22 protein-coding genes and 1 tRNA gene are annotated in these 26,393 nt (G+C 43.5%); 15 read left to right on the top strand and 8 right to left on the bottom strand.

Translation table 11 applies throughout. The features are described 5' to 3' along the window. Window positions 1–50: 50 nt before the first annotated feature. Window positions 51–1,622 (bottom strand): cation:proton antiporter family protein, encoded by a 1,572-nt coding sequence (locus CEX98_RS02215; protein ID WP_099640505.1) that lies wholly within the window; start codon window positions 1,620–1,622, stop codon window positions 51–53. A 131-nt stretch (window positions 1,623–1,753) separates the two neighbouring features. On the opposite strand from CEX98_RS02215, the gene CEX98_RS02210 reads away from it, so the two are divergent. Both CEX98_RS02210 and CEX98_RS02205 read left to right on the top strand, forming a co-directional pair. Continuing rightward, window positions 1,754–2,497 carry a sporulation protein gene (locus CEX98_RS02210; RefSeq protein WP_099640504.1) on the top strand — a complete coding sequence of 248 codons (744 nt, stop codon included), beginning with the start codon at window positions 1,754–1,756 and terminating at the stop codon, window positions 2,495–2,497. 93 nt (window positions 2,498–2,590) lie between these two features. Next, complete coding sequence (locus CEX98_RS02205) at window positions 2,591–3,058, top strand: GNAT family N-acetyltransferase (protein WP_099640503.1); 468 nt, start codon at window positions 2,591–2,593, stop codon at window positions 3,056–3,058. A gap of 51 nt (window positions 3,059–3,109) precedes the next feature. On the opposite strand, the gene CEX98_RS02200 is transcribed toward CEX98_RS02205, so the two are convergent. From CEX98_RS02200 to CEX98_RS02185, 4 genes are all read right to left on the bottom strand, one after another. Beyond that, window positions 3,110–4,456: a sodium-dependent transporter gene (locus CEX98_RS02200; protein ID WP_099640502.1), complete on the bottom strand. Its 1,347-nt coding sequence runs from the start codon at window positions 4,454–4,456 to the stop codon at window positions 3,110–3,112. 223 nt (window positions 4,457–4,679) lie between these two features. Continuing rightward, window positions 4,680–5,966 (bottom strand): sensor histidine kinase, encoded by a 1,287-nt coding sequence (locus tag CEX98_RS02195; RefSeq protein WP_099640501.1) that lies wholly within the window; start codon window positions 5,964–5,966, stop codon window positions 4,680–4,682. A gap of 18 nt (window positions 5,967–5,984) precedes the next feature. Then, window positions 5,985–6,692 (bottom strand): response regulator, encoded by a 708-nt coding sequence (locus CEX98_RS02190; protein WP_099640500.1) that lies wholly within the window; start codon window positions 6,690–6,692, stop codon window positions 5,985–5,987. Window positions 6,693–6,794: 102 nt separating this feature from the next. Next, window positions 6,795–7,598 carry a hypothetical protein gene (locus CEX98_RS02185; protein ID WP_099640499.1) on the bottom strand — a complete coding sequence of 268 codons (804 nt, stop codon included), beginning with the start codon at window positions 7,596–7,598 and terminating at the stop codon, window positions 6,795–6,797. A gap of 98 nt (window positions 7,599–7,696) precedes the next feature. Between CEX98_RS02185 and CEX98_RS02180 the strand changes: the two genes are divergently transcribed. Beyond that, window positions 7,697–8,944 (top strand): serine hydrolase domain-containing protein, encoded by a 1,248-nt coding sequence (locus tag CEX98_RS02180; RefSeq protein WP_099640498.1) that lies wholly within the window; start codon window positions 7,697–7,699, stop codon window positions 8,942–8,944. Here CEX98_RS02180 and yhbY read toward each other — a convergent pair. After that, entirely contained in the window at window positions 8,941–9,237 is a 297-nt protein-coding gene (gene yhbY, locus CEX98_RS02175) for a ribosome assembly RNA-binding protein YhbY (RefSeq protein ID WP_099640497.1), read from the bottom strand. The genes CEX98_RS02180 and yhbY overlap by 4 nt on opposite strands. 86 nt (window positions 9,238–9,323) lie before the next feature. On the opposite strand from yhbY, the gene rlmE reads away from it, so the two are divergent. The 9 genes from rlmE to CEX98_RS02130 all read left to right on the top strand — a co-directional run bounded on the left by rlmE (window position 9,324) and on the right by CEX98_RS02130 (window position 18,894). Further along, window positions 9,324–9,953: a 23S rRNA (uridine(2552)-2'-O)-methyltransferase RlmE gene (gene rlmE / locus CEX98_RS02170; RefSeq protein ID WP_017215956.1), complete on the top strand. Its 630-nt coding sequence runs from the start codon at window positions 9,324–9,326 to the stop codon at window positions 9,951–9,953. Between the two features lie 67 nt (window positions 9,954–10,020). Beyond that, the gene (gene ftsH / locus CEX98_RS02165; protein ID WP_099640496.1) at window positions 10,021–11,973 is read left to right on the top strand and encodes an ATP-dependent zinc metalloprotease FtsH; all 1,953 of its coding nucleotides are present in this window, start codon (window positions 10,021–10,023) and stop codon (window positions 11,971–11,973) included. Window positions 11,974–12,205: 232 nt separating this feature from the next. Further along, window positions 12,206–13,051 (top strand): dihydropteroate synthase, encoded by an 846-nt coding sequence (folP, locus tag CEX98_RS02160; RefSeq protein ID WP_099640495.1) that lies wholly within the window; start codon window positions 12,206–12,208, stop codon window positions 13,049–13,051. Continuing rightward, complete coding sequence (glmM, locus tag CEX98_RS02155; protein WP_099640494.1) at window positions 13,048–14,388, top strand: phosphoglucosamine mutase; 1,341 nt, start codon at window positions 13,048–13,050, stop codon at window positions 14,386–14,388. The genes folP and glmM overlap by 4 nt, the downstream gene beginning before the upstream one ends. A 79-nt stretch (window positions 14,389–14,467) precedes the next feature. Next, window positions 14,468–15,208, top strand: a complete 741-nt coding sequence (tpiA, locus tag CEX98_RS02150) for a triose-phosphate isomerase (protein ID WP_099640493.1) — start codon at window positions 14,468–14,470, stop codon at window positions 15,206–15,208. 4 nt (window positions 15,209–15,212) lie between these two features. Next, the gene (secG, locus tag CEX98_RS02145; protein ID WP_099640492.1) at window positions 15,213–15,560 is read left to right on the top strand and encodes a preprotein translocase subunit SecG; all 348 of its coding nucleotides are present in this window, start codon (window positions 15,213–15,215) and stop codon (window positions 15,558–15,560) included. Between the two features lie 23 nt (window positions 15,561–15,583). Next, window positions 15,584–15,668: transfer RNA gene (locus CEX98_RS02140), tRNA-Leu, on the top strand. 414 nt (window positions 15,669–16,082) lie between these two features. After that, complete coding sequence (locus tag CEX98_RS02135; protein ID WP_099640491.1) at window positions 16,083–18,326, top strand: TonB-dependent receptor; 2,244 nt, start codon at window positions 16,083–16,085, stop codon at window positions 18,324–18,326. A gap of 175 nt (window positions 18,327–18,501) precedes the next feature. After that, entirely contained in the window at window positions 18,502–18,894 is a 393-nt protein-coding gene (locus CEX98_RS02130) for a PaaI family thioesterase (protein ID WP_099640490.1), read from the top strand. 135 nt (window positions 18,895–19,029) lie between these two features. Here CEX98_RS02130 and CEX98_RS02125 read toward each other — a convergent pair whose 3' ends face one another. Beyond that, entirely contained in the window at window positions 19,030–21,282 is a 2,253-nt protein-coding gene (locus tag CEX98_RS02125; RefSeq protein ID WP_099640489.1) for a TonB-dependent receptor, read from the bottom strand. A 253-nt stretch (window positions 21,283–21,535) separates the two neighbouring features. Between CEX98_RS02125 and CEX98_RS02120 the strand changes: the two genes are divergently transcribed. From CEX98_RS02120 to CEX98_RS02110, 3 genes are all read left to right on the top strand, one after another. After that, window positions 21,536–22,537: a LacI family DNA-binding transcriptional regulator gene (locus CEX98_RS02120; RefSeq protein ID WP_099640586.1), complete on the top strand. Its 1,002-nt coding sequence runs from the start codon at window positions 21,536–21,538 to the stop codon at window positions 22,535–22,537. A gap of 127 nt (window positions 22,538–22,664) precedes the next feature. Continuing rightward, the gene (locus CEX98_RS02115; RefSeq protein WP_099640488.1) at window positions 22,665–23,927 is read left to right on the top strand and encodes an MFS transporter; all 1,263 of its coding nucleotides are present in this window, start codon (window positions 22,665–22,667) and stop codon (window positions 23,925–23,927) included. Window positions 23,928–23,935: 8 nt separating this feature from the next. Next, entirely contained in the window at window positions 23,936–25,453 is a 1,518-nt protein-coding gene (locus tag CEX98_RS02110) for a trehalase family glycosidase (RefSeq protein WP_099640487.1), read from the top strand. Here CEX98_RS02110 and CEX98_RS02105 read toward each other — a convergent pair. Next, the gene (locus CEX98_RS02105) at window positions 25,389–26,300 is read right to left on the bottom strand and encodes a helix-turn-helix transcriptional regulator (RefSeq protein WP_099640486.1); all 912 of its coding nucleotides are present in this window, start codon (window positions 26,298–26,300) and stop codon (window positions 25,389–25,391) included. The genes CEX98_RS02110 and CEX98_RS02105 overlap by 65 nt on opposite strands. Window positions 26,301–26,393: the final 93 nt, after the last annotated feature.

The following is a 26,393-nucleotide window of genomic DNA, read 5'->3' as shown; positions in this document are numbered from 1 at the left end:
TGAAAATAGTTCTCAGTACCAATAATGGTACTGAGAAGCCATTATCTAATTTAAGTAAATAATTTTTCTTTCACATGCTCTGCAAAACCACTACCTGCTTCTAAGTAGAAGTTATAGGTTGAATTTACGCCCATTTCTTCTAATTCTTTTTGCTGATCGGGGTAATTTGCAATCGCAGTTACTTGTCCCTCATATCCTGACGCTTTAAGCTGTTCAAGTGCATAAATATTCTGCATATGTTTGGGCATTGCTAACATCACCATCTCTACTTCAGAGTGGTTAACACGTTGCCAGAAATCAGGGTCAGTGGCATCGGCAGTAAGTACTCTGCGACCACGAGAAACATGCTTCTCGACGACTTCGGGTTTAATATCTACACCAGCAACCGTATTTGGATAACTAGCTTGAATGGTTTCATAGGCACCTGTACCAATTCTCCCCATACCAAAAATAACAATTTTAGTGTCAGTGAGATTCACCGGTAACTCTTCTTCTAAGCGGTCCTGACTCTCAAATTTAAGCAGCCACGGCTCCAATTTTACGTAAATCTCGTTTGAGCGTTTGTTCAGTGGTGATGCGATTACAAAAGTGATGGAAACCGCTATCGCAACCACAGCTAACCAATCTGCCGCGACAGCACCTGAAGCAGATGCAACAGCGCACACGATAAGGCCGAACTCACTGTAATTAGTGAGAGTAAAGGCACTTAAGAGAGATGTTCGAGCACGGAGTTTAAACATGTTGGTAAACACATAGTAAAGCGCTACTTTGATTGGTAGTACAAACAATAGCAGGAATGCGATCAATAGGGCATCCAATGTGATTGTTGCGTTCAAACCAATGTTTAAAAAGAACCCAACCAATAGGATGTCTTTAACATTAAGTAGAGATTTGGATAATTCACCTGCTTTTTTGTGAGGCGCAAAGATCATACCCATTATCAGTGCGCCTAAGTCTCCTTTGAGGCCCGCAAATTCAAAGGCATGGTATCCTGCCACCAAAGCGAAGAAAAACCCAAATAAAGGCAGTAATTCCCCGTGCTTGGAGCGGCTTAAGATCCAAAACATAACAGGGCGAACCAAAGGCAAAATAGCCAACAGTGCCAATGCCCAGATATTTGGCGCTTTACCTGTGCTAACAGCCAAGAAGATCACGGCAAAAATATCCTGCATAACTAAAATACCAATCGATATTTTGCCGTGTAAGCTCGCCATTTCACCTCGTTCTTCCAGTACTTTAACCGCAAATACTGTGCTGGAGAAGCTAAATGCAAACCCCACTAGTAATGCACTTTGCCAGTCTAAGTCGGTGAATAAAGGCAGGCTCATGGCTCCTAGCATTAATAGTAGGCCAGCAAAAAAAGCTGTGCTGGTAACTATATGCATGCTTGCAGGGGCCCAAACTTGTGGTTTGATTAGGTTACCAACACGTAGTTTTAAACCAATACTAAATAGTAGTAGCGTAACGCCAAGGTCTGCGAGTTGAGTAAGTAGATCTGTTGTTTTATGGCCAAGTAGGTTCAACACGAAACCCGCCATTAAAAAACCAATTAAAGGTGGCAGTTTTAATTGATAAACGGAAAATCCGCATGCAAACGCGACAGCAAAATAGAGCAGTTCCATAACTTCAAATTTTAATCCAAGATAACAGCAGTGTATCAAAACCTCCTGATATATAAATTATAAATTTTCGCTGACAAGTTGGAAAAAATATGGTTATGATGCAGATAAGGACATACCGGACAGGAGACGTAATGTTTAAAAAGATCCTAGCATCAGTCGGTATCGGTGCGGCAAAAGTAGATACTGTATTAGAGACAGAACATTTGCACCCGGGACAAAAGTTTCAAGCGCAAATAGTCGTAAAGGGTGGCGATGTTAGCCAAGAGGTGAGTGGGCTTGAGCTTGCGCTCATGACTAGAGTTAAAGTTGAAGGAGAAGACGGCGAATATTTTACTAATCACGTTATTGACCGCTGGCGTGTCGGTGGCACTTTCACAATTGCGCCTGGCGAACAAAAAGTGATCCCTTTCGAAGCCAGACTTCACTCTGAAACACCTATTACAGAGATAAACGCAGGGTTTAATCGTTGTCATGTATGGATTGAAACCGGGCTAGATATAGACTTAGCACTCGATCCATCTGATAAAGACGCGTTACACATTTACCCAAATGAAGCGGTAAAAGCATGCATGACGGCGATGGAGCGATTAGGTTTTCATTTAGTAAAAGCTGATGTAGAAAAGGGCTACTTACGGGCATCTGAATTTCAATCAGTTTCTGGTTGTTATCAAGAGCTAGAATACCGACCCAATACTCGTGCGTTGTTTGGTCTTCAGGAAATCGAGCTTTCTTTCGTACCGGAGGCGCACCGAACGCATGTATTAATTGAGCTGGATAGAGCATTTCGAGGAGATGGGTACGTTGATCTGACGATAGAACACGATCACGTTAACATTTCTCAGCTTTGTGATCAGCTGGAGCGGCTATTCTCATAACTCACTTGAGATGTGGAAAATGCCCAGCTTAGCCTGGGCATTTTTGTTTAACACACCAGCTAGGTTTATTATCTACAACAAATAGAGAAGACTATGAATTGGCAACTAAAAGACTACGATGCGCTCAGTAAAGATGAACTGTTCGCAATCCTCAAGTTAAGAGTGGATGTTTTTGTGGTAGAGCAGGCCTGTCCTTACCCTGAGGTTGATGATATCGACCGTGCAGAAGACACGCAGCATCTGTTTTTGCAACAAGATACAGAGATAGTAGCTTATGCGCGCTGTTACCGTAAATCTGATGATGTCGCGTCAATAGGGCGAGTTATTGTATCACCAAAACTTCGTGGAAAAGGGATTGCGCACGAGTTGATGACACGAGCAATCACTTGTTGTGAATCCAAAATACCTCACCAACGTTTGATTATTTCCGCGCAGTGTTATCTTGATAAGTTTTATTCAAGCCTTGGTTTTATTAAGCAAGGAGAAGAATATCTGGAAGATGGGATCCCCCATCAGGATATGTTGTTAGCAAAGAGCAATACCACTTTACCTCAAATTTAATTAAGTAAATTGGTATAAAGGAGGCAAGTTACTTGCCTCTATTATAGCGTGTTAAAGCGAGTTGAGAAATACAGCGGCAATCGCAATTGGACACACAAAGCGGATATACCAAGGCCAGACTTTCCAGAAAAAGCTTCCTGCCACATCAGGGCAGCCAGATTCAATTTCTTTAAGTAACTTCGCTCGATGCCAAATCCAACCAACGAACACACAGCACAACATACCAAGTAGCGGCTGACCAAACTTAGTAGTAAGGCTCACGGTAAAACCAAATAGTGTCTCGATATTGACTAGAATAGTTAAACTTACGGCAGTAATTAGGGCGCCGATGATCCAAGTAGCTTGCACGCGACCTAACGCAAATCGCTCAACCGCATAAGATACCGGTGCTTCTAACATTGAAATAGAAGAAGTGAGTGCGGCAATACTCATCAGCGCGAAAAATGCAAAGCTTACCAGCAAACCAATGCTGCCCATGCTATCGAAAAGCGCAGGCAAGACTTGAAAAACAAGCGTATCTTCATTTAACAGCGAACCGTCAGCAGCAAAAATTTCAACCCCTTGAGCTTGTGCTACATACATCGCTGGGATGATCAGCAATCCAGCAACAAATGCGATAAATACATCAATCAGGGTAACCATAGCACCAAGGGACACCAAGTTTTCTCTTTTACTGATATACGAGCCATAAATAATCATGACACTGGTGCCAAGCGAGAGAGAGAAAAATGCTTGTCCTAACGCATCAACAAGTAGTTGTGGGTTGAGTAGTGAAGAAAAATCGGGGACTAAATAAACTTTTAATCCTGCCACTGCACCGTCTTGCGTCAACACATACGCTATCAAGGAAAATAAAATACCGATAAGAGCTGGCATTAAACGCTTTGACCACTTTTCAATACCGTTTTCAACACCTTTGCTAATGATAAGCACAGTTAGTGCAATAAAGGCTGCCGTAAAGGCGATATTGCGAGACATTGAAGAGTCTGCGAGCCAAGTTTGTGTCTGCGTTAGGCTTGCAACCTCTGCAATAGGTTCAAGGGTTGCACTAAACATCCACCCAGCAACAATAGCATAAAAGCTTAAAATAAGACCTGCGCAAATTATTCCGCCAAAACCAACGACAAACGCCAGTTTACTCTGCCACGCGGTATTGGTTAACTTACGTAGTGAAGACACCGCATTCGCTTGACCATGGCGGCCAATAACCAGCTCAGCCATCAAAGCAGGATACGCTAAGCAAAAGGCCAAGGCGAGATACACGAAAACAAACGCAGCACCGCCATTTGAAGCGGTTTGTGTTGGGAACCCCCAAATGTTTCCTAGTCCGACCGCCGAACCTGCGGCAGCCATAATAAAACCAAAGCGAGAGCTGAACTCTCCTCGGACATTGCTCATAATTATTATACTTCTCTAAAAAATTGCTAACGGCGCTGACAATCTACTGTAATTAAAAAGAAATAAAAAGAGTAAATTACCTTGATTTAACGCAAGGTTTAGCCTGATATTTCAGCGTAATTAAGATGTTGCAGCCAAAATGCTAAGCTTAGCTTATAAGCCAATGTTTTCACGATTATTTCTGTACAGAGATTGTGGACGTGTAGCGACATATTTACAAAGATTATTTTTCTTTACAGGGGAGTGATAGAGCAAATTTTGCGCCTCCTAATCGCTCTGATTGGCTCACTGAGGCCTTACCATGATGCCAATCCATCACTTTGGCAACAATTGCTAAGCCCAGTCCGTAGCTCTTTCCTGCTCTGTTTCGGTGGGTTTGCTCTTGGAAAAATGGACTAAATACTTTGTCCCAGTTTTGTCTGGCGATACCTGGGCCATCGTCTTCCACCGTAATAATCAACCAATGCTCTGTACGGTGAGCGCTTAGTAACACAGTGCCATTTGCAAAATCACAGGCATTGCTGATTAAGTTGCTAATTGCTCGTGCAAGCCAGTGTAAATCACCATGGATCATTAGGCTCTCAGGGATCTCGACACGACCTGATAGTTGATGCTTTTGCAGTTTAGGTTGCATCTGAGTCATCAGGTCTTGGCCATAACGTGCCAGCATTGTGCTTTCATGTTTAAGGAGGTGAGACTTCTGCTCTAGTGTGGCAAAAGAAAGATAGCTAGATAACATATCTTCCATTTGGTCTAAGTCTTTTTCCATTCGTGCTAAATAGTCGTGAATAGCACCGATGTCACTCTCATCTAACGCTGCATCGAGGCCAAATCTAAGGCAGGCAACCGGTGTGCGAATGTCATGAGACAGGCTGGAAGCCATCAATTTATTCTCCGCCATCAACTTCTCGATTTGGCTAGCCATCCGATTGAATGTATTTTCCAAGTCGCGAATATAGGTAAAGTGATTTGGTGCAATGCGAGCGCTCAGATTACCACTGGCAAAATGTTTTGCAGCGGTATTGAGGACGATGAGGCGCTTCACAAGCGGAGATAGAATAAACCATAAAATGGCGCATATTCCGCCGTAAAAGAATAGTGTCAGTAAGACGTCATAATCTGCTTGTTCTACCTCTGGTTGCCATTCAAGCTCAATGTAGTCAGGGGCCATTTCATGGGTGGTTTTTAGTAAATATACATTTTCGTTTTCAATTACTAGGCCATCTGGCTGTACCATCTTTTGCTTAAGCTCTGGAGGCATTGCCAAAGTATCACCATCTTTATAGGTGATATTGATGTTAAATTGCGTAGAAAGTAATTCGGTAAACTCAGCACGTTTGTTAGGGTCAATATCACTGACTTGTTGAGCAAGCCCAGTCATAAGTTTACTTTGCCACTCAAAACTGTTTTCAAGCGGAGCGGTTTGTTGATTGTATGTGTCGATAACCCAGCCGAGTGCGAAGATAGAAATCAACGCACCGGCGAGTAAATAGATATAGAGTTTTTTCACGATAGATTTGCGTTAGGGTTACCAAGCGGAAGGGACCAAAAGGTAGCCTTTACCCCATACCGTTTTTATTTTTTCAGGATTCTGTGGGTCGTCATTAAATTTTTTGCGTAGTGCAGAAATTAGCACATCCACACTTCTATCTAGGCCATCATACTCGCGGCCTTTGGTGGCTTTAAATACAGCGTCGCGAGAAACGACTTCGCCGGCATGACTGGCTAAAAACTGCAGTAATAAATATTCTGCGCTAGATACAATGACTTCTTGGCTACTCACACTGACTTTGCGAGCTTGCGTATCAATAGAAAGTTGACCAACTACGAGTTCATGATTAGCAGTTTTATGATCGAGAGGCTTTTCCTGTGCTGCTCTGACGTTTGCTTTGATCCTTGCTAAAAGGGCTCGAGGACGGACGGGTTTAATAACATAATCGCTCGCGCCAACCTCAAGTCCGATCACCTCATCCATTTCTTCATCTTTAGCGGTGAGCATGATCACCGGTTTATTATAAAACTGGCGTAAATCTCGACACACACTGATACCATCTTTCCCTGGCAGCATAAGGTCAAGCAATACAAGGTCTGGATCTAGAGACTTTACACGTTCAACTACTTCGTCACCACGATAGCAACAATGTGTTTTATAACCCTGATTATCCAGATATTCCGCTACCCACTGCGCAAGAGACGTATCATCTTCAACCAATAATATAGTACCGTATTGCTCCATGTCTTAACTCCGAACTTTTATTTTTCCTTGCCGAGTATAATCCCAGAAGCGCTATTGTCTGTAAATAAGTGTAGTGTCGGCACTCAAGCCGACCTCAACGCGTTATTTTACATTTAGCTTCTCTATTAAACTCTCGGCCAAGTGTTTTTGCATATCAGCAGTGAGTGCCGAAACTTCCGTTTGTGTACAGGCACCAGCTGTTTTCTCAAGGGGTGATACTGTCTTAGTTATTTTATACGGCGGTATGTCTACCGGTTTTTCGCCACGTTGACGACGAGCTTCCTCAGTATTTTGAGCTACAATGAAGGATAGCACCTCGTGCTCATTGGCTATCTTTTCTACCTCTGAAAAGGTAAATTGCAGTGGGATCCCTTGGAAGCCCGCACTATCTACTGACGATTTTGCAAACCACACCACGTCAGAAGACTGTTGATGGGCCAATCGCATACTGACCGAAGCGACAATGTTAGTACATTGAAATGCTGGTGAATTCTGTGCAAGTTCCGCAATATGTGGATGCGGGTTTCTTGGTCTATCAAGGGCATACGTTTTGTTCGCTGCAAATTCTAAATCTAACTGATGAATAGTCAGAACGTAATTCGCCCCTTTTGTGGCAACTACTTTTAGGCCCTTTTTCTCTAGTAGCGCATTGATTTGCTTTCTGAGTGTATCAGTTAGACTGACTTTATCTGCGCTGATGAATACCGTGTCACCTTTGGTGAGTGGGTGAGCTGGTAACTGCACAGATTTAATTCGTGCAGAATTAAGTTCAGTACTGTAGCTAATTTGATAGACAGATTTTTTTAGTAATGGCTTTTTAGGTACATCTAACTTTGGCGCTAATGGCGCTGTGGTGACACATCCAAAAAGTAGACTTGTACATAGAGCTGCTAGCACTAAACGCATTAAAATACCTCAAATAAACAGTTATTTTCTTATATTTAGTGAGTTCCGCCGATTCATCATGTTAGTATGGCGGGCGAGTGTTAATGAAATGAGTCATTATGAAGTCGCTAATTCTCACATTAGTTTGTTTGGTTTGCATTAGTTATTCAAAAATAACGTTTGCTAAAACTCCAAACCAGCAATGGTCACAATTTTTAAAGAGCTATTCTAAGCAAGTCGAACGCAAACTAAAAGAAAAATCGGTTCCCGGCGCTGCTTTATCCATCGTGCATGTCGAACATGGTAGCTATGCCGAAGGATTTGGGCGAACAAAAAGCCGCAAGGGGACAAGTATTGATGAGCGCACACGCTTTCGTTTAGCTTCGGTGTCGAAAACTTTCGCGGGTAGCTTAACCGCAAAACTCGCGAGTGAAGGGTACTTTAATATTGACGATAATGTCAGTACTTATTTACCACGAGTGGCTGAAGGGGATTACAGTCAGCTCAAGCTTTATCACTTATTAAGCCATTCTAGCGGCTTAGTTCCCAATGCCTATGATAATTTAATTGAATCGAGAATGGATTATCCGCAAATCGTCGAGCGGCTGTTACAAGTCAAAGCGTTGTGCGCACCCGGTGAATGCTACGGTTATCAAAATGTGATGTTTAGTTTGATCGGTGATGTTATCGAGCAGGCAACTAAAATACCTTATCAAACATGGATGGAAGAGTTTGTTTTTGCGCCACTCAATATGCGAGATTCGGGTCTTGGCTACGAGCAGATGACGCAAGACAGCAACTTTGCTTGGCCACACGTTAGAGGTCGAAAGCGTTGGCATACGGCAAAATTAAAACAACACTATTATAAAGTACTACCCGCAGCGGGTGTAAATGCCAGTGCCGCAGATATGGCACAGTGGTTAAAGGCACAACTAGGGCTTTATCCTAGCGTGTTGTCTCCCGATGCGTTAAGTAAACAATCGGTGCCTTACACCTTGACTAAACGGGAACTGCGTAGACGAATTTGGCGAGGCCATGTAGAAGAGGCCTATTATGGACTCGGATGGCGAATTTATCGCTATGATGGCCGACTACTTTATTACCACAGTGGTTGGGTCCAAGGCTATCGTACTGACGTTGTTATTATGCCGGAGCAGGGTATCGGTTTTAGTCTGTTGCTCAATGCAGAAAGTGGCATTATTAATAAACTGACCAATGACTTTATTGTGGATGCAATCGCATTAGAGAAGCAGTTGATGCCGGTATTGAGTGAGCAGGAAATTCAGAAGATAAGGCAAGAAGAGGCGAATTTATTAAAAGCAATTGCGACGCCTTCTGATGAAAACGTCGCAAACAATGAAGATTAATTACGTGGTAATTGAATCTTTTTGTCTTCGCTTTGACGATACAACACAATAATGTGACCAATTGTTTGTACCTTGTGCGCGTTAGTTTCGCGTACAATTGCTTCGAAAATCAGTTGCTTAGTTTCACGATCGTTTGTTGGTACTTTTACCTTGATAAGCTCGTGAATGTTCAGGTTTTGCTCGATTTCAGCCATTACGCCTTCTGTTAGGCCATTTGCGCCAAGAAGAACGACAGGGTTTAAGTTATGAGCGAGCCCTTTTAGGAACTGCTTTTGTTTATTTGATAAGGTCATATTGATACAATCTTATTTATTAAAAGGCTTGAATTATCGATATTCTAACGCCATCTAGACAATATTACTAATGAGTTATAGTTAATATGGCAAATAAAAAACACTCCGCCAGTTCAAAACGTTGGTTAAAAGAGCACGTAGAGGACCCGTATGTTCACGAAGCCCAAAAACGTGGCTATCGTTCTCGTGCAGTATTTAAGCTGGAAGAAGTCCAGCAGAAGGATAAATTGATCCGTAAAGGAATGACTGTTGTAGACTTAGGTGCGGCTCCAGGTAGCTGGTCACAGTATTTAGCTGAGCAAGTTGATATTGACGGGCAGGTAATTGCTTGTGATATTTTGCCTATGGACTCGTTAGCTGGAGTCGACTTCCTTCAGGGTGACTTCAGAGAGGAAGCGGTATTAAATGCGCTGCTCGACAGAATCAATGGCAAAAATGTTGATGTTGTTTTTTCAGATATGGCTCCGAATATGAGTGGTAACATGTCTACTGATCAATCTGGTAGTATGTATCTGGTCGAGTTAGCATTAGATATGTGTCACCAAGTGCTTAAACCAAACGGTGCATTTGCAGTAAAGGTTTTCCAAGGAGAAGGCTTTGATCAATTTGTACAAGAAGTACGTAATTGTTTTAAGGTCGTAAAGATCCGTAAACCAAAAGCGTCTCGTCCTCGGTCGCGTGAAGTATATGTAGTGGCGACGGGCTACAAACTGTAGTACAGTTGGATAGCATCAGGTTGAATTTGAATTTTTTTGGATACAAGAGGTTAACTCCTTGAGCGATATGGCTAAAAATCTAATACTCTGGTTAGTAATTGCAGTGGTACTTATGACTGTGTTCCAGAGCTTTAACGGTGGCGAACAATATGATCGCCAAACGAGTTACACACAATTCGTAAAGGATGTGCGCAATGGCTCTGTGAGAGAAGTCAGTATTGACCGTCAAACAGGTGTTATTAGTGGTGTTCGTTCTAGCGGAGATCGTTTTCAAACAGTAATTCCATTAACCGATTTAGACTTGGTTAATGACTTACTTAAGAACGACGTAAACATCAAAGGTGTGGCACCTGAGGAACAATCTTTCCTAGCCAACATCTTTATCTCCTGGTTCCCAATGCTTTTGCTTATCGGGGTATGGATATTCTTCATGCGCCAAATGCAAGGCGGTGGCGGTAAGGGCGCGATGTCATTCGGTAAGAGTAAAGCGCGCCTTATGAGTGAAGATCAAGTTAAAACGACATTTGCTGACGTTGCAGGCTGCGATGAAGCAAAAGAAGACGTGACTGAACTTGTAGACTTTTTACGCGATCCGTCTAAGTTCCAAAAGTTAGGTGGTAGCATTCCTAAAGGCGTGTTGATGGTTGGTCCTCCGGGTACGGGTAAGACACTATTAGCCAAGGCTGTAGCGGGAGAAGCAAAAGTACCATTCTTTACCATCTCTGGCTCAGATTTCGTAGAAATGTTTGTGGGTGTTGGTGCGTCACGTGTACGTGATATGTTCGAACAAGCAAAGAAAGCAGCACCTTGCATAATCTTTATCGATGAAATCGATGCGGTAGGTCGTAAGCGTGGAGCAGGTATGGGTGGTGGTCACGACGAGCGTGAGCAAACACTTAACCAAATGCTAGTTGAAATGGATGGCTTTGAAGGCAACGAAGGTATTATTGTTATCGCGGCGACTAACCGTCCTGACGTTTTGGATCCTGCGTTGTTGCGTCCAGGACGCTTTGACCGTCAAGTCGTTGTTGGGCTTCCTGATATTCGCGGACGAGAGCAGATCCTAAACGTACACATGCGTAAAGTACCATTAGATGACAATGTTGAAGCCTCTGTGATTGCACGTGGCACGCCAGGTTTCTCTGGTGCTGATCTAGCAAACTTGGTAAACGAAGCGGCACTGTTTGCTGCTCGTGGTAACAAGCGCAAAGTCAGCATGGCGGAGTTTGATGCCGCGAAAGACAAGATTATGATGGGTGCTGAACGTAAATCTATGGTGATGAGCGAGCAAGAAAAAGAAATGACGGCTTATCACGAGGCTGGTCACGCCATTGTTGGTCGCCTAGTGCCAGAACATGATCCGGTTTATAAAGTGTCGATTATCCCTCGTGGCCGTGCTTTAGGTGTAACTATGTATTTACCAGAGCAAGACCGTGTTAGTCACTCTAAGCAACATCTAGAGTCGATGCTGTCTAGCCTCTATGGTGGTCGTATTGCTGAAGCACTAATCTATGGTGATGACAAAGTAACTACCGGTGCCAGCAATGATATCGAACGTGCTACCGACATTGCTAAGAAGATGGTTACGCAGTGGGGTCTAAGTCCAAAGCTGGGTCCTCAAATGTATTTAGAAGAGCAGGGCGAGATGTACATGGGCGGTGGCTCTCATCGCATGTCAGGTGTGTCTGATGAAACAGCCAAGCTTATCGACGCAGAAATTAAAGATTTCATCGATCGAAACTATCAGCGCGCGGAGCAAATCCTAAAAGACAATATGGATATCCTTCACACCATGAAAGATGCACTGATGAAGTATGAAACGATTGATGCATTACAGATTGATGATTTGATGGAGCGCCGTGATGTTCGTCCACCTAGGGATGCCCACGACGTAAAACCTGAGAAGAAGTCAGACTCTGAAAAAGTGACGGAATTAAAACCTGAGCCGAAAGCTGAAAAGCCAGCTGACGACCAGTCTAATGACAGCTCATCAAACTCAGAGCTTGATGACAAATCGTAAGTTTAGGTAGAATACTGCAGCCCCGAGCGATCGGGGCTTTTTTGTATCAATAGATTTAATACCATTTAGCCTTGTTATCGACAAGATTTTCTGACCTGAAAGTAGATTGCTAATTAGGAAAATTGGTAGAGGCTTTTTAACTTGGAGAGCCTACCCGCTTGATGTGAAGAACTTAAATCTATTGCAAACCTTTCGAGTTCATCAAGTTTACGTTACAAAAAGTAGGTATGGAATGTACGAGTTACGCTTACCAAGAGCCCGCAGTCTCTCCTTAGATAAGCCTCAAGTAATGGGGATTTTAAATGTCACTCCCGACTCGTTTTCTGATGGTGGAAAATTTACCCATCTAGACAATGCAATTGTACAAGCTGAAATGATGCTTGCTCAAGGTGCTTCTATCTTAGATATAGGTGGAGAGTCAACTCGTCCTGGTGCCCCTGATGTTCAATTAGAGGATGAGTTGCAGCGTGTTATTCCGGTAATTAAGGCTATCCGCTCGCAGTCTGATTGTGTTATTTCGGTGGATACAAGTAAGGCAGAAGTGATGAGACAGGCGCTAGAAGCAGGGGCCGATATTATCAATGATGTCCGAGCACTACAGGAGCCGGGAGCACTAGAGGTGGCCGCACAGTATGCAGATGTTCCAATCTGTTTAATGCACATGCAGGGGCAGCCTCGCTCAATGCAGAATAATCCGCAATATGGTGATTTATTTTCAGACATCAGTCATTTTTTCGAAGCTAGAATCAGCGCGTGCGAGCAATTTGGAATAAATCCACAGAGATTGATTCTAGACCCTGGCTTCGGTTTCGGTAAATCGCTAGAACACAATTTTAAAATTTTAGGTGGTTTGGCTAAGTTTAAGACTTTTGATTTACCAATCTTAACTGGCCTATCCAGAAAGTCCATGTTTGGACAATTACTCACTCGGGATACACATGAACGCGTGGCGGCAAGCTTGGCTGGTGCATTACTATGCGCGCAGCAAGGCGCCCATATTATTCGTGTTCATGATGTAAAAGAAACAAGCGACGTGCTAAACGTATGGTTAGCGTCGGTTAATGGAGTTACTCAATGACAACAAGAAAGTACTTTGGTACAGATGGTGTAAGAGGTATGGTGGGCGAGTTCCCAATCACGCCTGAATTTGCAATGAAATTAGGTTGGGCTGCAGGTAAAGTCTTGTCTGAGCGTGGTACCAAAAAGGTAATTATTGGTAAGGATACTCGGATTTCGGGTTACCTGCTTGAAACTGCTTTAGAAGCAGGGTTAGTTGCAGCAGGCATTAACGTTGTATTGTTAGGTCCCATGCCAACTCCTGCGGTTGCTTATCTGACTCAAACGTTCAGAGCTGAGGCCGGCATAGTTATTAGTGCATCCCACAATCCTTATCACGATAACGGTATCAAGTTCTTTGGTGGCGATGGTAAAAAATTGCCTGATGACGTTGAGCTTGCAATTGAAGCTAAGCTTGATGAGCCGATGACTTGTGTTGCATCAGAAAAGCTAGGTAAAGCTAAGCGGCTAGAAAGTGCAGATGGTCGTTATATCGAATTTTGTAAAGGCCAATTTCCCCGAGAATTATCTCTCGAAGGCTTAAAAGTAGTGTTAGATTGTGCCAACGGTGCAACCTATCATATTGCTCCGAGTGTGATGCGTGAGCTCGGTGCAGATGTGATCACCACTGCTTGTGAACCGAATGGTGTAAATATCAACGAAAAATGTGGTGCAACACATGTGGAAGCGTTGAAAAAGGCGGTACTTGAGCATCAAGCTGATGTGGGTATTGCCTATGACGGTGATGGCGATCGAGTGATGATGGTTGATCATGATGGTCATGTTTTTGATGGCGATGATATTGTTTATATCATTGCTTGTCAGGCCCATGCTGATGGTACGCTAGGTGGTGGGGTTGTTGGTACTGTTATGTCAAATATGGGACTCGAAAATGCGCTTAAGGCAAGAGGTATAGAGTTTGAGCGTAGTAAAGTCGGTGACCGTTATGTTATGGAGTTGCTTGGCGAGAAAGGCTGGAAAATCGGCGGTGAAAGTTCGGGCCATGTTCTAAACCTAGATCTTATTAGTACTGGCGATGGTATTGTCTCCAGTTTGCAAGTGCTCGCGGCAATGGTTGCACAAAACAAGACATTAAAAGATCTCGGCGAGGGCTTTAGTAAATACCCGATGAAGATGATTAATGTACGCTATAGCACTAAAAATGATCCAACAGAGCAAGACTCAGTGAAAGCCGTTGTTGCTGAAGTAGAAGAACTGCTAGCCGGCAAAGGCCGAGTACTATTACGCAAATCTGGTACTGAGCCAGTTGTTCGTGTGATGGTTGAAGCGCAACAACAGAAGCAAGTGATCGATTTTGCTCAAAAAATCGCTGAAGTTGTTGAATCTGTGAGCAATTAAACTAAAAATTAAATTTATTTCTTGTAACTTCGGGTGAGTGGAGTTAGTATCTCACCCGCTTTCTACTGCGGAGTGTCGTATGACAACTAGAAAGCAAATTGTTGCTGGTAATTGGAAGATGAACGGTTCAAAATCGCTCATTGAACAAATATCAGAAGCAGTAAGCAATCAATCATTTCAAGCAGAAGTAATTGTTTTCCCTCCTGCAATGCTCATAGAGCAAGCAGCAAATAAAGGGCTTACTGTCGGAACGCAAACCGTTTCGGAATATAAAGAGGGCGCATACACTGGAGAAATTCAGGCGTCCCTAGCTAAATCGCTAGGAGCAACATATACCTTAGTAGGTCATTCAGAGCGACGCGCGATTTATGGCGAAAGCGATGCTGATGTTGCAAACAAATTTGCACATGCTCAAGAGCAAGGGTTAACACCTATTCTTTGTGTTGGTGAAAGCGAAGAAGAAAGAGAAAATGAGCAAACAGAGGAAGTGGTCGCAAGACAAATAAATGCAGTTATCACCAAATTAGGTGTGGCAGCGTTGGCCAACTCTGTGATAGCATACGAGCCAGTTTGGGCTATAGGTACTGGTAAAACTGCGTCACCTGAACAAGCCCAAGCAGTACACAAATTTATACGTAATTTGCTTGCTAAATATGATGAGCAAATTGCACAAGCACTGCGATTACTTTATGGTGGCAGTGTTAACGAAAAAAATAGTGAATTGTTATTCGCACAAGATGATATAGACGGTGGACTGATAGGTGGCGCAAGCTTAAAACCAGAAAGTTTCGCAGCTATATGCAGAAGTGCAAAAGGATAAGTAAATGTACGAAATTTTAATGGTTGTTTACTTAATTGTCGCTTTAGCGCTTATCGGTATGGTGCTAATTCAACAAGGTAAAGGTGCAGACATGGGCTCTTCGTTTGGTGCAGGCGCATCGGCGACAGTGTTTGGCTCATCAGGCGCAGGCAACTTTATGACCAAAACAACAACAATCTTAGCAACAGTATTTTTTGTACTAAGTATTGTTTTGGGTAACCTAACAACTGGTCAAATTAAAAAGACTAGTGAATGGGAAAACCTAGAGGCACCAGCTGCTGCAACAACGGTTCCAGCAACTAGCGATGTGCCAGCTTCAGAAGAAAATCCAGCTTCTGATGTGCCTAACTAGAAGTTAGGGAAAACACCGAATTTGCGAATGTGGTGGAATTGGTAGACACGCCATCTTGAGGGGGTGGTGGCTTCGGCCGTGGGGGTTCAAGTCCCCCCATTCGCACCAAATAAAAAAACCAGCTTAGGCTGGTTTTTTTTTCGTCTACATTTTACTTACTCTCATCCGCGAATTGCTAATATTTCATTTTTGTAACTTTTGGTGCGGTTTTTAGTATAATCATTTGTTCTGTAACGAATTTTTATAAAAATTAATTATCTACGTTTGGTTTTATTTTGGTTACAAAAACCTTATAAAGTATTTTTATTAAATAATTATTTCAATTTTATCCAGTTGTGACTATAATGCCCCTCCAGAGGAAAGAGATGCGTCTAATGCATCTTTTTTTATGCCCAAAATTTGTAGCCTTCAAGTCTATGACTTAATTGATTACAGGGTTAGAAGTAATAACGCCGAGTTTATTGCTTCTCTAGTCTGCGACCTCTCGCAACTAGCACACACGGTGATTCCTTTGGAGATTATATGATTACAGTTTTACCTCGCCTTGGTTTATCTGCGATATCAGCTGCGGTATTAGCAGCGGTAGCCCTTCCTAATACAGCTTTTGCTGAGCAAGCAAATGCAGAGCCAGAAAAACAAGTCTTTGAAAAGATAGAAGTGACTGCTCGTAAGCGTACAGAAAGCTTGTTTGAAACGCCCACCGCTATTACCTCTATCGGTGCCAATGACATAGATAAAGCAAACATCAGCAACTTAGACGATATTGGTAAATTCGTTCCAAATTTAAATATTACCCGCTACGGTGTGGGTAATGCGGCTCACGCGTCAGTATTTATTCGTGGTATTGGTCTTCAAGACCATGTGATCACCACAGATCCAGGGGTTGGTGTTTACGTCGATGGTGTATACCTTGGCCGCCAAATGGGTTCTAACCTTTCCCTGCCAAATGTTGAGCGTGTTGAAGTACTACGTGGCCCCCAAGGTACGCTGTACGGTCGTAACACGTTAGGCGGAGCGGTAAATGTGATCACCAAACAGCCAGGCTTTGAAGAAGTTGCACGCGTAGAAGCCAAAATTGGCTCACGCGGTCGTCTGGCGACAGATTTATACACCAGCCAAGCATTGACTGACACGCTAGGCTTTTCAGCGAGCGCATCTTACAAAGAGCGCGATGGTGTCGGTAAAGCGATTAACCTTGAAAACCCAGAAAAAGAAATTGGTGAAGAGCAAGAGTTCAGTGGCCGATTAGCATTAAGATGGCAAGCAACGAGCGACTTAGTTATAACGGCGGCATTTGACGGCGTTGAAAACGAGTCGGGACAATCACCTTATACTATCGAATTAACAGAGCCGCTTGACCCGAATGATCCTAATAATGGCGACTTTCCATTGTTAGATGAGTCTATGCTGCCAAACAACCCAGATGACTTGGCAACAACGGTTGCTGGTATTGAAAGCACTGATTACTCTGGTTGGGGTGGTTCAATTACCGCTGATTGGCAAGCAAGTGACGTGTACTCGGTTAAGTTTATCGCGAGCAAGCGCAGCTCTGAATATACAGGAGGCCTCGATGATGACGCGGTTGCACTTAACCTTTCTGAGTTCCCTGAAGAGGGTGGCGCGGATCAATACTCATTTGAGCTACAGTTTAATGGTACTTATGACTCTTGGGACTTTGTATCTGGCCTTTACTACTTCAATGAGGAAGGCTTTACCAGCTCAGGTCCATTCGTATTTAGTCCTTGGAACACGCCTGACGGTCTATTAAATGATGGCCAGACAGCGTCTTTCGGTGATTACGGTTATTTCGATATCAACCAAGAGACAGACGCTTATGCGGCGTATATTAATGCCAGCTTTGATGTGACTGAATTGCTCAGTATTGGTGGTGGTTTACGCTACTCTGAGGACAAAAAAGAAGCAGATGCGTTATTCCCAAGCTTTGGTACTCGTAAATATGTCAGTGCCGATTTTGATGAAGTGACGTGGGACGTAAATGCGTCATATCAGCTAACGCGTGACATCAATGTTTATGCACAAGTTCAAAAAGGATATCAAAGTGGTGGTTTCCCACCGCGTCCATTTGGTGGCCCTGATCAATTCGCGGCATTTGACGAAACCAAAGCGATTAACTACGAAATCGGTTTCAAAGGCCAAGTACATGATAACGTATCTATGATGGTTGCTGCCTTTGTCACGGATTACACCGACCTTGCATTACCTTTCAACGACCCAACTGCTGGCGGCGGTTTTGTGACCATCGTGGAGAATGCTGGTGAGTCAAAGGCACAAGGTATAGAGCTTGAGACCACAATTGCAATTACCGATGATTTCTCAGTTCGCAGTTCAATCGGCTACCTAGATTCTGAAATCACCCATGTTGATGAAGGGGTTATCGGTATTGGTAAGGGCGACGCGCCAGCACTAACACCACGTTGGACTGTGATGGTAGCCCCCTCTTATTTCTATGATTTAGCGCATGGTGCAACAATTGCGGTTAACGCAAGTTATTCATACCGCTCAGATATGCAAGGTCAATCTGTTACCCGTGCAAGTGAACATATTGACTCACGAGAGCTACTTGGCTTTAATGTCTCATACACGAACGCTGACGGCGATATGGAAGTAACCCTATACGGTGAAAACGTACTAAACGAAGTGTACGATGTTGGCCGTTTACAGCAAAGCGGCTTTGTTGGTGTAATGCGTAGTAACGACAGAAGTGAGTTTGGTATTAAGTTCAAAAAAGAGTTTTGGTTGGATTAATCTAACTTTTTGAAAGTCTCTAACAAAGCCGCTTAGTTTCATTACTAAGCGGCTTTTTTGTTTGTCTAGTTTCCTAGTGAGAAGAGCAGCGCGCGTATCGTTAATTAATACACTCGTTGCTGTAGGATAGCATTACTTGTTTAAAACCAATTTAAGGAGAAGAAACTTGAGCGACATGTTAGAAAAAGGGAAGGAGATCCTGTCACAGCAGTCTTTTAGTTTACTACTAGGTGCGGAGCTGGATGTTTACAAGACAGGCATTGCTGAATTAAGTCTTAAGATCCGAGATGATTTGCAGCAAAACAACGGCTTTGCCCATGGTGGAGTGGTTAGTTATTTGGCTGATAACTGCATTACCTTCGCAGGCGCATCTGTACTTGGCAGCTGTGTGACCTCAGAATATAAAGTGAACTATGTAAGACCTGCGATAGGGGATATATTAGTGGCTAGGTCAAACGTTTTGCATTCAGGTAAACGCCAAGCAACGTGTGAATGTAAGGTATATGCAAAAAGCGGCGAGGAAGAAAAGTTGGTGGCGGTTTCTCTTGGTACAATAATTAAGGTTTAGGATAGCAGGCGACATTCTGAAGTGCAGTTACAGGAAGTTACTCTACAATAAACGTGTTAGATCTTTTTAGTGCTACCCGCCAGGCATATTTGCTCTAAGCGGATAGCACTATGTTGATAGCGTTAGCGGACGTAATTAAAATGAATACGCAACGCTAAACTTTACACTTCTTGGCATGATATAGCGGCCATTGGGTGAGTTTGGATTTCGAGGATCGCCTTCGGTGATCCCTTGCTTGTCTGTAAGATTATCTACAGCCAGCTGCAGTTTTACCCCTTCTGTAGGTTCCACAATCAGGCCAATATCAAGTTTTTCATAGCCTTCAAGTACCACAGTATTTTCGTTATCACCAAATCGGTCGTCTACAGCTGAAAGTGTGCCATATAGGGTGGCGTACATGCCCGACATTTCAAAATCATAACTTGGCGTAATACGTAGCATCCAATCTGGTTGGCGCTGCGCTTTATTGCCTTCGTTGGTTGGACTTTCTGTGATCTCAGTATCTTGCCATGTCGCATTCAGATTTACCGATAAACCAGACTCATGGTTATAGCTGTAATCTACTTCCACGCCGGTTGCTTCATTGGTTAAAATTTCTGCGGGTACACCTGGGCGACGAACAAATGTGTCACCTTTAACTTCGTTAGTAAATAAGGTAACAAATAGATCTCCGGTTTCACCCATATATTTGTATCCAAGCTCAGCTTGTGTGACTTCTTTAATTAGTGACTCACCCGATTCATAAGTGCTAAAGTTGTCTCTAAAATCGTCGAAGTAAGGCATCTTATAGCCTTTGTTCATACGAGCAAAGACACCGGAATCTAGGCTTAAGCTATAGTCTGCACCGAGTGTCCATGAGGTTTTGCGTTCATCATAGTCAACCGTTTTGGTGATCACTCCGTCTAAATCCTCATCTACGGAATAGTCAACTTCGTGTTGTTCACTGCGCAGACCTAAGTCTAACTTGAGTGCTTCGGTGGCTTGGTAACTATGCGTGGTATAAATCGCCCACGTGGTAGCATCGCCTGAGCTGCTAATGTCATAGTTAAATGCGCAGCCAGCGACATCACTATTACAAGCAATGCCATCTAATGCCTCACCACCTTGCTCTAAAACATGGTAGGCGGTATTACCTAAACTCCACCAATCCTTTGCTGAGGTAGTGGCAGTGTAAATACCAAAGGCACTCGACCAATCACCAAAAGTTTTATTTACGGCTAAGTCATTGGTAAAGGCTTCAATGTCTTTGAGCACGACCCAGCGACCATATTGTTGCACCATAGTATCGCCAGTATATTCATCACCGGTGACGCTCCCAGTAGCCGTTTCGCCATTATCCGCTACCTCACTTAAGCGCATCGCGGTACCGGCAGGCACTAAACCTATCGTATTTGCATCGCCTTGCGTGAGGCTAAAACGGTCGATTAATTGCCAACCATTATCGAAATTGACCTTCAAGCTACCGCCAGATACATGACCTTTCCAGCCACGACCATCCCCCAAGTCAACATTCATCGCACTGTCGTGTTCACCAAAATAAATAGTTGCTTTGCGGTTGTTTGTGCCTAATTGAGTAAAGCCTGCGTCAACACCATCAACGTTAAGCGGAGTCGGGAGATACCAGGCGCCAGTGTCGTCGGTTTGACGGGTATAGAGGTTAAACTCACCATTGGCGAACTCTTTGGTGAGGTTAATAGTAAATTGATGGCCTTTTTCTGAGGTAAATCCGGCATCACGGATCCCAGAAGAACGTTTGATATAACCACCAACCATATAATAAAGGTCATCTGATATTTCACCACTTAGCACACCATCAACTCTATTGAGACCATAGTCCGTTGTGGTGTACTTAAAAGTCCCTTCGGTGTCTGTTTGACCGCGTTTAAGTTGAAAGTTAGTGGTTAAACCAGGCTGACCATTCGAAACTACAGGGTTTGGTCCACCGCGCAGACCTTCCATCACGCTGATGGTTTCATCCAGCCTAAAAATTGAGGTGTTTTCTAAAAAGGAAAGTGTAGGCGCTGGGTAAATTGGACTGCCTTGTAAACTAACCGTCAAGAATGGTGCATCCCCGCCGCCTGGAAAACCGCGAACAAACACATTAGCACCAGATTCGCCACCTGAGCTTTCAACCCAGATCCCAGGCACTGCTTTAAGCAGATCCGCTGTACTTTTTGGCGCAAGCTTATCGATTTGTACGGCATCGATGTTGGTTACCGCAAAGCTGGCATCAATTTTTCTGATCCCAGCACCACCTGGCGTGCCAGATACAATAATCGTTTCTATTTTTTCTTTGTTCTTGTTTGTTTGTTGCTCAGCCTGAGCTGATGTGCTTAACGCAAGCGTTACAGCAGCAGCGATCAAGCTTAACGAGTTAGTTTTTATCACGGCTAAAGCCCTCTTGTTGTTGTCATAGACTGGTATTTAACGACTGTCTATTTTTTAAAATAGAACTTAATGCAAACGTTTGCAATGATGTTATTTAAAAATTTGTCATAAAATTGCGCAATACGTTACAAAGATAGGCTGGTTGACTGTCTTTTTTACTTAGTTAGCGTAGGGGATTCAATTAGTTATGGTTTAAGTGCAAAAAAATTGTAAGAATAGTACTCTAATTATGGGCGTGAGTAAGGGGGTTACCTTGGCTTCAACACAATTAAAGTTATCGGATTTGGCAAAGCTAGCCGGAGTCTCAACCTCGACAGCTTCCCGAGCACTCAATGATAACCCCTTGATAAAAAAAGAAACTCGAGAGCGTATTCAGGCTCTTGCAAAAGAACATCACTTTAGCATCAATACTGCGGCCAGCCGTTTACGCATGCAAAAAACCAAAGTCATCGCTGTTATCATTAATCTAGAGGCCGAAACAAAGCAGTCGGTTGATGATCCTTTCTTACTAAAAGTAGTCAGTGATATCAATCGCGCTGTGAACCGCCAAGGCTATGAGTTATTGCTCTCTAATTCATATATGGCTGGTGAAGATTGGTATGGCTATTTTATTTCTGGTCGTCGAGCCGATGGGGTAATAGTTGTAGGGCAAGGCAAAGAGCAGGCAAGAATAGAGCGAGCGGTAAAGGCGGGCACTCCTATCGTCGTGTGGGGGGACCCTAAGACTTTCGCAAACTATCCGATTGTTGGTAGTGACAATTTTATCGGTGGCTTGACTGCAACTGAACATTTAATTGCCAAGGGAGCATCTAAATTGCTGTTTATGGGCGACCCTGCGCACGCGGAACTGGGCGAGCGTTACCGCGGCTTTTGTCATGGAGTAGAAGAAGCCGGAGTTGACGCACAAATGATGAAGATTGATATCACCTCGGATGCCGCCTACAACTGCATTAATACTATGTTGCGAGAGCATGGGTTGACCTTTGATGGCATCTTCGCCTGCAGCGATATGGTTGCCCTTGGGGCGTTGAAAGCCCTAAAAGAGCGATATGTCAGTGTGCCAAACGATGTCCGGATTGTGGGCTTTGATGATATCGCCATGGCGCAGATCAGCTTTCCGGCGCTCACTACTATTAAGCAAGATACCAGTGCTGCGGCCCAGCTTTTGGTAGAAAAACTGCTCTCACAGTTAAGCGGTGAGAGTTGTGCTTCTCAAGAGGTTGCCTCTTCGCTCGTGGTACGACAGTCCAGTTAAAAAATACAATCACTAGAGCAATCATCATGTTAAATGTATTTACTGGGCTTTGAAATGCAAACGATTGCAAAAGTTAAAAAGTCTGTCTAGACTAAAAAGGAATCACAGTGTTTTAACGAGAATAACAATGAATCGAGCACGTATCATACTTGCTATGGCTGTTAGTTACTTTCTGTTTGCTATTTTGCTCAACAGTGTTGGAACAGTCATATTACAGTCAATCCATACCTTTGGGATCACTAAACCACAAGCCGCGACATTAGAGGCATTCAAAGATCTTCCCATTGCCATCGTGTCATTTCTAGTTGCTTCTGTTATCCCCAGAGTCGGATTTAAAATTGCCTTAACCAGTGTACTTGCCGTTGTTGCTTTGATCTGCAGTATTACTCCCATGGTGGCCGAATTTTGGATTTTAAAACTGGTATTTGCGTCGGTGGGGGCTGCCTTTGCCGTGGTGAAAGTGTCTGTTTACGCGCTAGTGGGCCAAGTCACCGAGGGAAGTAACCAACATTCAAGCCTACTTAATTTTATCGAAGGTGTGTTTATGTTGGGTGTCCTTGGCGGGTACTGGATCTTTGCGGCCTTTATCGACAGTGGTGATAACTCTTTAGGATGGCTAAACGTGTATTTTGTGTTGGCAATATTGAGCGCTTTTACTGCCTTGGTTGTTTGGATCTCGCCAATTGCAAAGCCGGAACCGACACAGGCAACAGAATCTAGTATTTCAGCTTTTATGGCAATGTTGAAGCTGGTGGCAAAACCACTGGTGTTGGTGTTTGTTATTTCTGCGTTTTTATACGTCTTGATAGAGCAAAGTATAGGAACTTGGCTACCTACATTTAATAACGAGATCTTATCGTTACCGGTGAACATTAGCGTTCAAATTACCAGTGTTTTTGCAGCCTGTTTAGCATTAGGTCGGCTCGGGGCCGGGGTTGTACTTACCAAAGTGCATTGGTATGTAGTGTTAAATGTGTGTCTTGCTGCCATGGCTGCGCTCGTTATTTTGACCCTACCTATGACAGAAAGCATTGAAAACACAACCATTACATCTTTATTTGATGCGCCATTGGTCGCCTTTTTAATGCCATTAATTGGGCTCTTTATGGCGCCTATTTATCCGGTAATTAATTCGGTGATGCTCAGCAGTTTACCGACGATACAGCATGCATCGATGACCGGATTGATTGTGGTATTTTCAGCCCTTGGTGGCAGCACTGGCTCTATGATCACTGGGGTGGTATTTCAGCACTTTGGTGGTCAGCAAGCGTTTTATGGCGCACTTATTCCCATGTTTGTGATTGCTGTATGTTTATATTTTTTCAAGTCGATGAGTGAGTCTAACCAATCAGAACATGCTCACACTGCCAGTCAACAAAAGGTGAGCTGAGGTTTTCCATGCAGTATCAATCCAACTTCTATAACACAGAAATTTTTAACGCGGTGCAAAGCGCAGGCTTGTTTTCTGATAGTAAAGTCTTTGCCGACGCCATCGCCAAAATTCCGCTGGCTGAAATAGAAAACCAGTATGTGATGCAAAGGCCGACAGGAGAGGCGTTGATCAGATTTGTGCATGCGCACTTTGATTTTGTTGCAAACCAAGAGTTAGATTCTCTGCCTGATTTAGCAAGTGCAGCGCAATATATCAGTGCGCTTTGGCCCCGTTTATCAAGAAAACCGAGCACGGTTGCTAAAGGCTCTTTGTTACCTTTACCTCACCCTTACGTAGTGCCGGGTGGGCGCTTTAATGAAATCTATTACTGGGATAGTTATTTTACTGCACTTGGGCTTTTAGACGCGAATAGAGGCGATCTCGTTGAAGGCATGCTAGATAACTTCATCAGTTTGATTGACCGCATTGGTCATGTGCCAAACGGCAACCGTGACTACTACCAAAGTCGCTCACAACCACCTGTAACAGCATTGATGGTAGATTTATTATGGCAGCATAAGTCTGACGACGTGCAGTGGCTTGAGCGCGTCACCCAAGCGCTAATAAAAGAACACCGCTTTTGGCAAACAAGTGGTGACGTTGACAACATTGAACAAAAAGCTCAATTTCGTGTGGTAAAAATGCCATGTGGCGGCACCCTTAATCGCTATTGGGATCCGCTGGCAGCGCCACGTCCTGAGTCTTTTGTTGAAGATGTTGAGTTGGCAAACACAGTCGCAAACCCAAGTGCGCTTTATCAAAATATTCGGGCTGCATGCGAGTCAGGGTGGGATTTTAGCAGTCGTTGGCTTGCGAACGTTGAAGACTTAGCGAGTATTCGTACTACACAAATTATCCCTGTAGATTTAAATGCGCTATTGGTACTGCTTGAATCGCAAATTGCTCGCTGTTTAGAAAAATTAAATAATGAAGCACAAGCTTTGCATTATGATTCGTTGGCATCAAAGCGCAGTGCGCTGATCCAACAATACTGCTGGTGTGACGAACAAGGCTGGTTTTATGATGTTAGCCTTGATGATTATCAACCGACCACTATTGCATCACTTGCCGGGGTCGTCCCCATGTTTGCTAAGCTGGTTACAGCTGCACAAGCACAGCGAATGGCTGACAAGTTAGCGCGGGAGTTTTTAAAGCCAGGCGGCCTGGTTAGTACGCTAACGTCTACCTCACAACAATGGGATAGTCCGAATGGTTGGGCGCCACTGCAGTGGTTCGCTGTGGCGGGGCTGAGATCATATGGTCTCGATCAACTCGCAACTGAAATTATGCAAGCGTGGATTTATGCCGTTGAAACTGGTTTTAGTCAGTTGGGTTGCTTACTCGAAAAGTATAATGTAGTAGAACCCAATAAGCAGGCCAGCGGTGGAGAGTATGTCGTTCAACAGGGTTTTGGTTGGACTAACGGAGTAACCAGTCGTTTTTATCAACTTTTAGCGCTTGAAGCTGATAGTCCTTTGGGGTGATATTAAAGGCTTTTTTAAACGCGCGACTAAACTGACTTGGGTGTTTGAAGCCAAGTGCGAAGCTAATAGCGGTGATTTGAATACCAGCTTTTAGTTTAGCTTTGGCTTTTGTGAGTCTTCTTGCTTGCAGCCACTGCTGTGGTGTGGTTGCAAATGATTTTTTAAATTGACTAAAAAATCGACTTCGGCTCATGCAACTGAGTTTGCAGAGTTTATCTACATCTAGCGGTTGGTCCAAATGTGTCTCCAAATAATGCACAGCTTGATATAGCCCGTTGTGATCTGGAGTATGTTTTACCGCATTTAACAGTAAGTCTCGGCTTTGCTGTTGAAGCAGCCTCGCTATTAACTCATCCATTGCTAAATCAATAAAGTATCCACGGTTATTTTCGTTTTCGCTAAACAAGTGAAGCAGCCGCCCTAAGCAGTGCTGGGTTTGCCAGTTGTGCTCAGTGTGAACTAACTGCTGTTGATAATTAAAATCATTGGGAAGCGAAAGTGCTAGCTTTTCGCTAACGGCATTAATTTTTTCACGACTAATTTCAATGGCTAAGCAGGTGGTTGGAGAAGACAAACTGGCGTCTGGAAAGTCGATATGTACAGTTTGCTCAGGTGCTAATACAAAGCTTTGATGAGGCAAAAAGGGGTGATGGTAATCACAACTGTCAACATGCATCACTTTTTTGCCGCTTACCATCGCACAAAACAGCACTTCACTAGAGGTGACTTTCACTTTGTTGGCACTTTCGTATGTGTCATAAACACTGAGTTCTACATTATTAGCGGCAAAACTTATTTTGTTTTCGACCAAGCGCTCAATGCGGTTACGATGTTTGGCAATCTGCAAGCAATACTCTCCTTACCCAATACTTTTGGACTGTGTGTGTATATTCCAAGACCCGCTGTTAAGTTTTTAATGGTGAATTTGGCTAATGTCAAA

This window comes from Pseudoalteromonas piscicida (assembly GCF_002744175.1).
Taxonomy (GTDB): domain Bacteria; phylum Pseudomonadota; class Gammaproteobacteria; order Enterobacterales; family Alteromonadaceae; genus Pseudoalteromonas; species Pseudoalteromonas piscicida_B.
The sequence above is the reverse complement of the archived record's forward strand: the minus strand, read 5'-3'. Positions and strand labels throughout refer to the sequence as shown.

Coding starts and splice junctions, on each gene's coding strand:
- CEX98_RS02215 (WP_099640505.1), bottom strand. CDS start 1,622: ATGGAACTGCTCTATTTTGCTGTCGCGTTTGCATGCGGATTTTCCGTT.
- CEX98_RS02210 (WP_099640504.1), top strand. CDS start 1,754: ATGTTTAAAAAGATCCTAGCATCAGTCGGTATCGGTGCGGCAAAAGTA.
- CEX98_RS02205 (WP_099640503.1), top strand. CDS start 2,591: ATGAATTGGCAACTAAAAGACTACGATGCGCTCAGTAAAGATGAACTG.
- CEX98_RS02200 (WP_099640502.1), bottom strand. CDS start 4,456: ATGAGCAATGTCCGAGGAGAGTTCAGCTCTCGCTTTGGTTTTATTATG.
- CEX98_RS02190 (WP_099640500.1), bottom strand. CDS start 6,692: ATGGAGCAATACGGTACTATATTATTGGTTGAAGATGATACGTCTCTT.
- CEX98_RS02185 (WP_099640499.1), bottom strand. CDS start 7,598: ATGCGTTTAGTGCTAGCAGCTCTATGTACAAGTCTACTTTTTGGATGT.
- CEX98_RS02180 (WP_099640498.1), top strand. CDS start 7,697: ATGAAGTCGCTAATTCTCACATTAGTTTGTTTGGTTTGCATTAGTTAT.
- yhbY (WP_099640497.1), bottom strand. CDS start 9,237: ATGACCTTATCAAATAAACAAAAGCAGTTCCTAAAAGGGCTCGCTCAT.
- rlmE (WP_017215956.1), top strand. CDS start 9,324: ATGGCAAATAAAAAACACTCCGCCAGTTCAAAACGTTGGTTAAAAGAG.
- ftsH (WP_099640496.1), top strand. CDS start 10,021: ATGGCTAAAAATCTAATACTCTGGTTAGTAATTGCAGTGGTACTTATG.
- folP (WP_099640495.1), top strand. CDS start 12,206: ATGTACGAGTTACGCTTACCAAGAGCCCGCAGTCTCTCCTTAGATAAG.
- glmM (WP_099640494.1), top strand. CDS start 13,048: ATGACAACAAGAAAGTACTTTGGTACAGATGGTGTAAGAGGTATGGTG.
- tpiA (WP_099640493.1), top strand. CDS start 14,468: ATGACAACTAGAAAGCAAATTGTTGCTGGTAATTGGAAGATGAACGGT.
- secG (WP_099640492.1), top strand. CDS start 15,213: ATGTACGAAATTTTAATGGTTGTTTACTTAATTGTCGCTTTAGCGCTT.
- CEX98_RS02135 (WP_099640491.1), top strand. CDS start 16,083: ATGATTACAGTTTTACCTCGCCTTGGTTTATCTGCGATATCAGCTGCG.
- CEX98_RS02130 (WP_099640490.1), top strand. CDS start 18,502: ATGTTAGAAAAAGGGAAGGAGATCCTGTCACAGCAGTCTTTTAGTTTA.
- CEX98_RS02115 (WP_099640488.1), top strand. CDS start 22,665: ATGAATCGAGCACGTATCATACTTGCTATGGCTGTTAGTTACTTTCTG.
- CEX98_RS02110 (WP_099640487.1), top strand. CDS start 23,936: ATGCAGTATCAATCCAACTTCTATAACACAGAAATTTTTAACGCGGTG.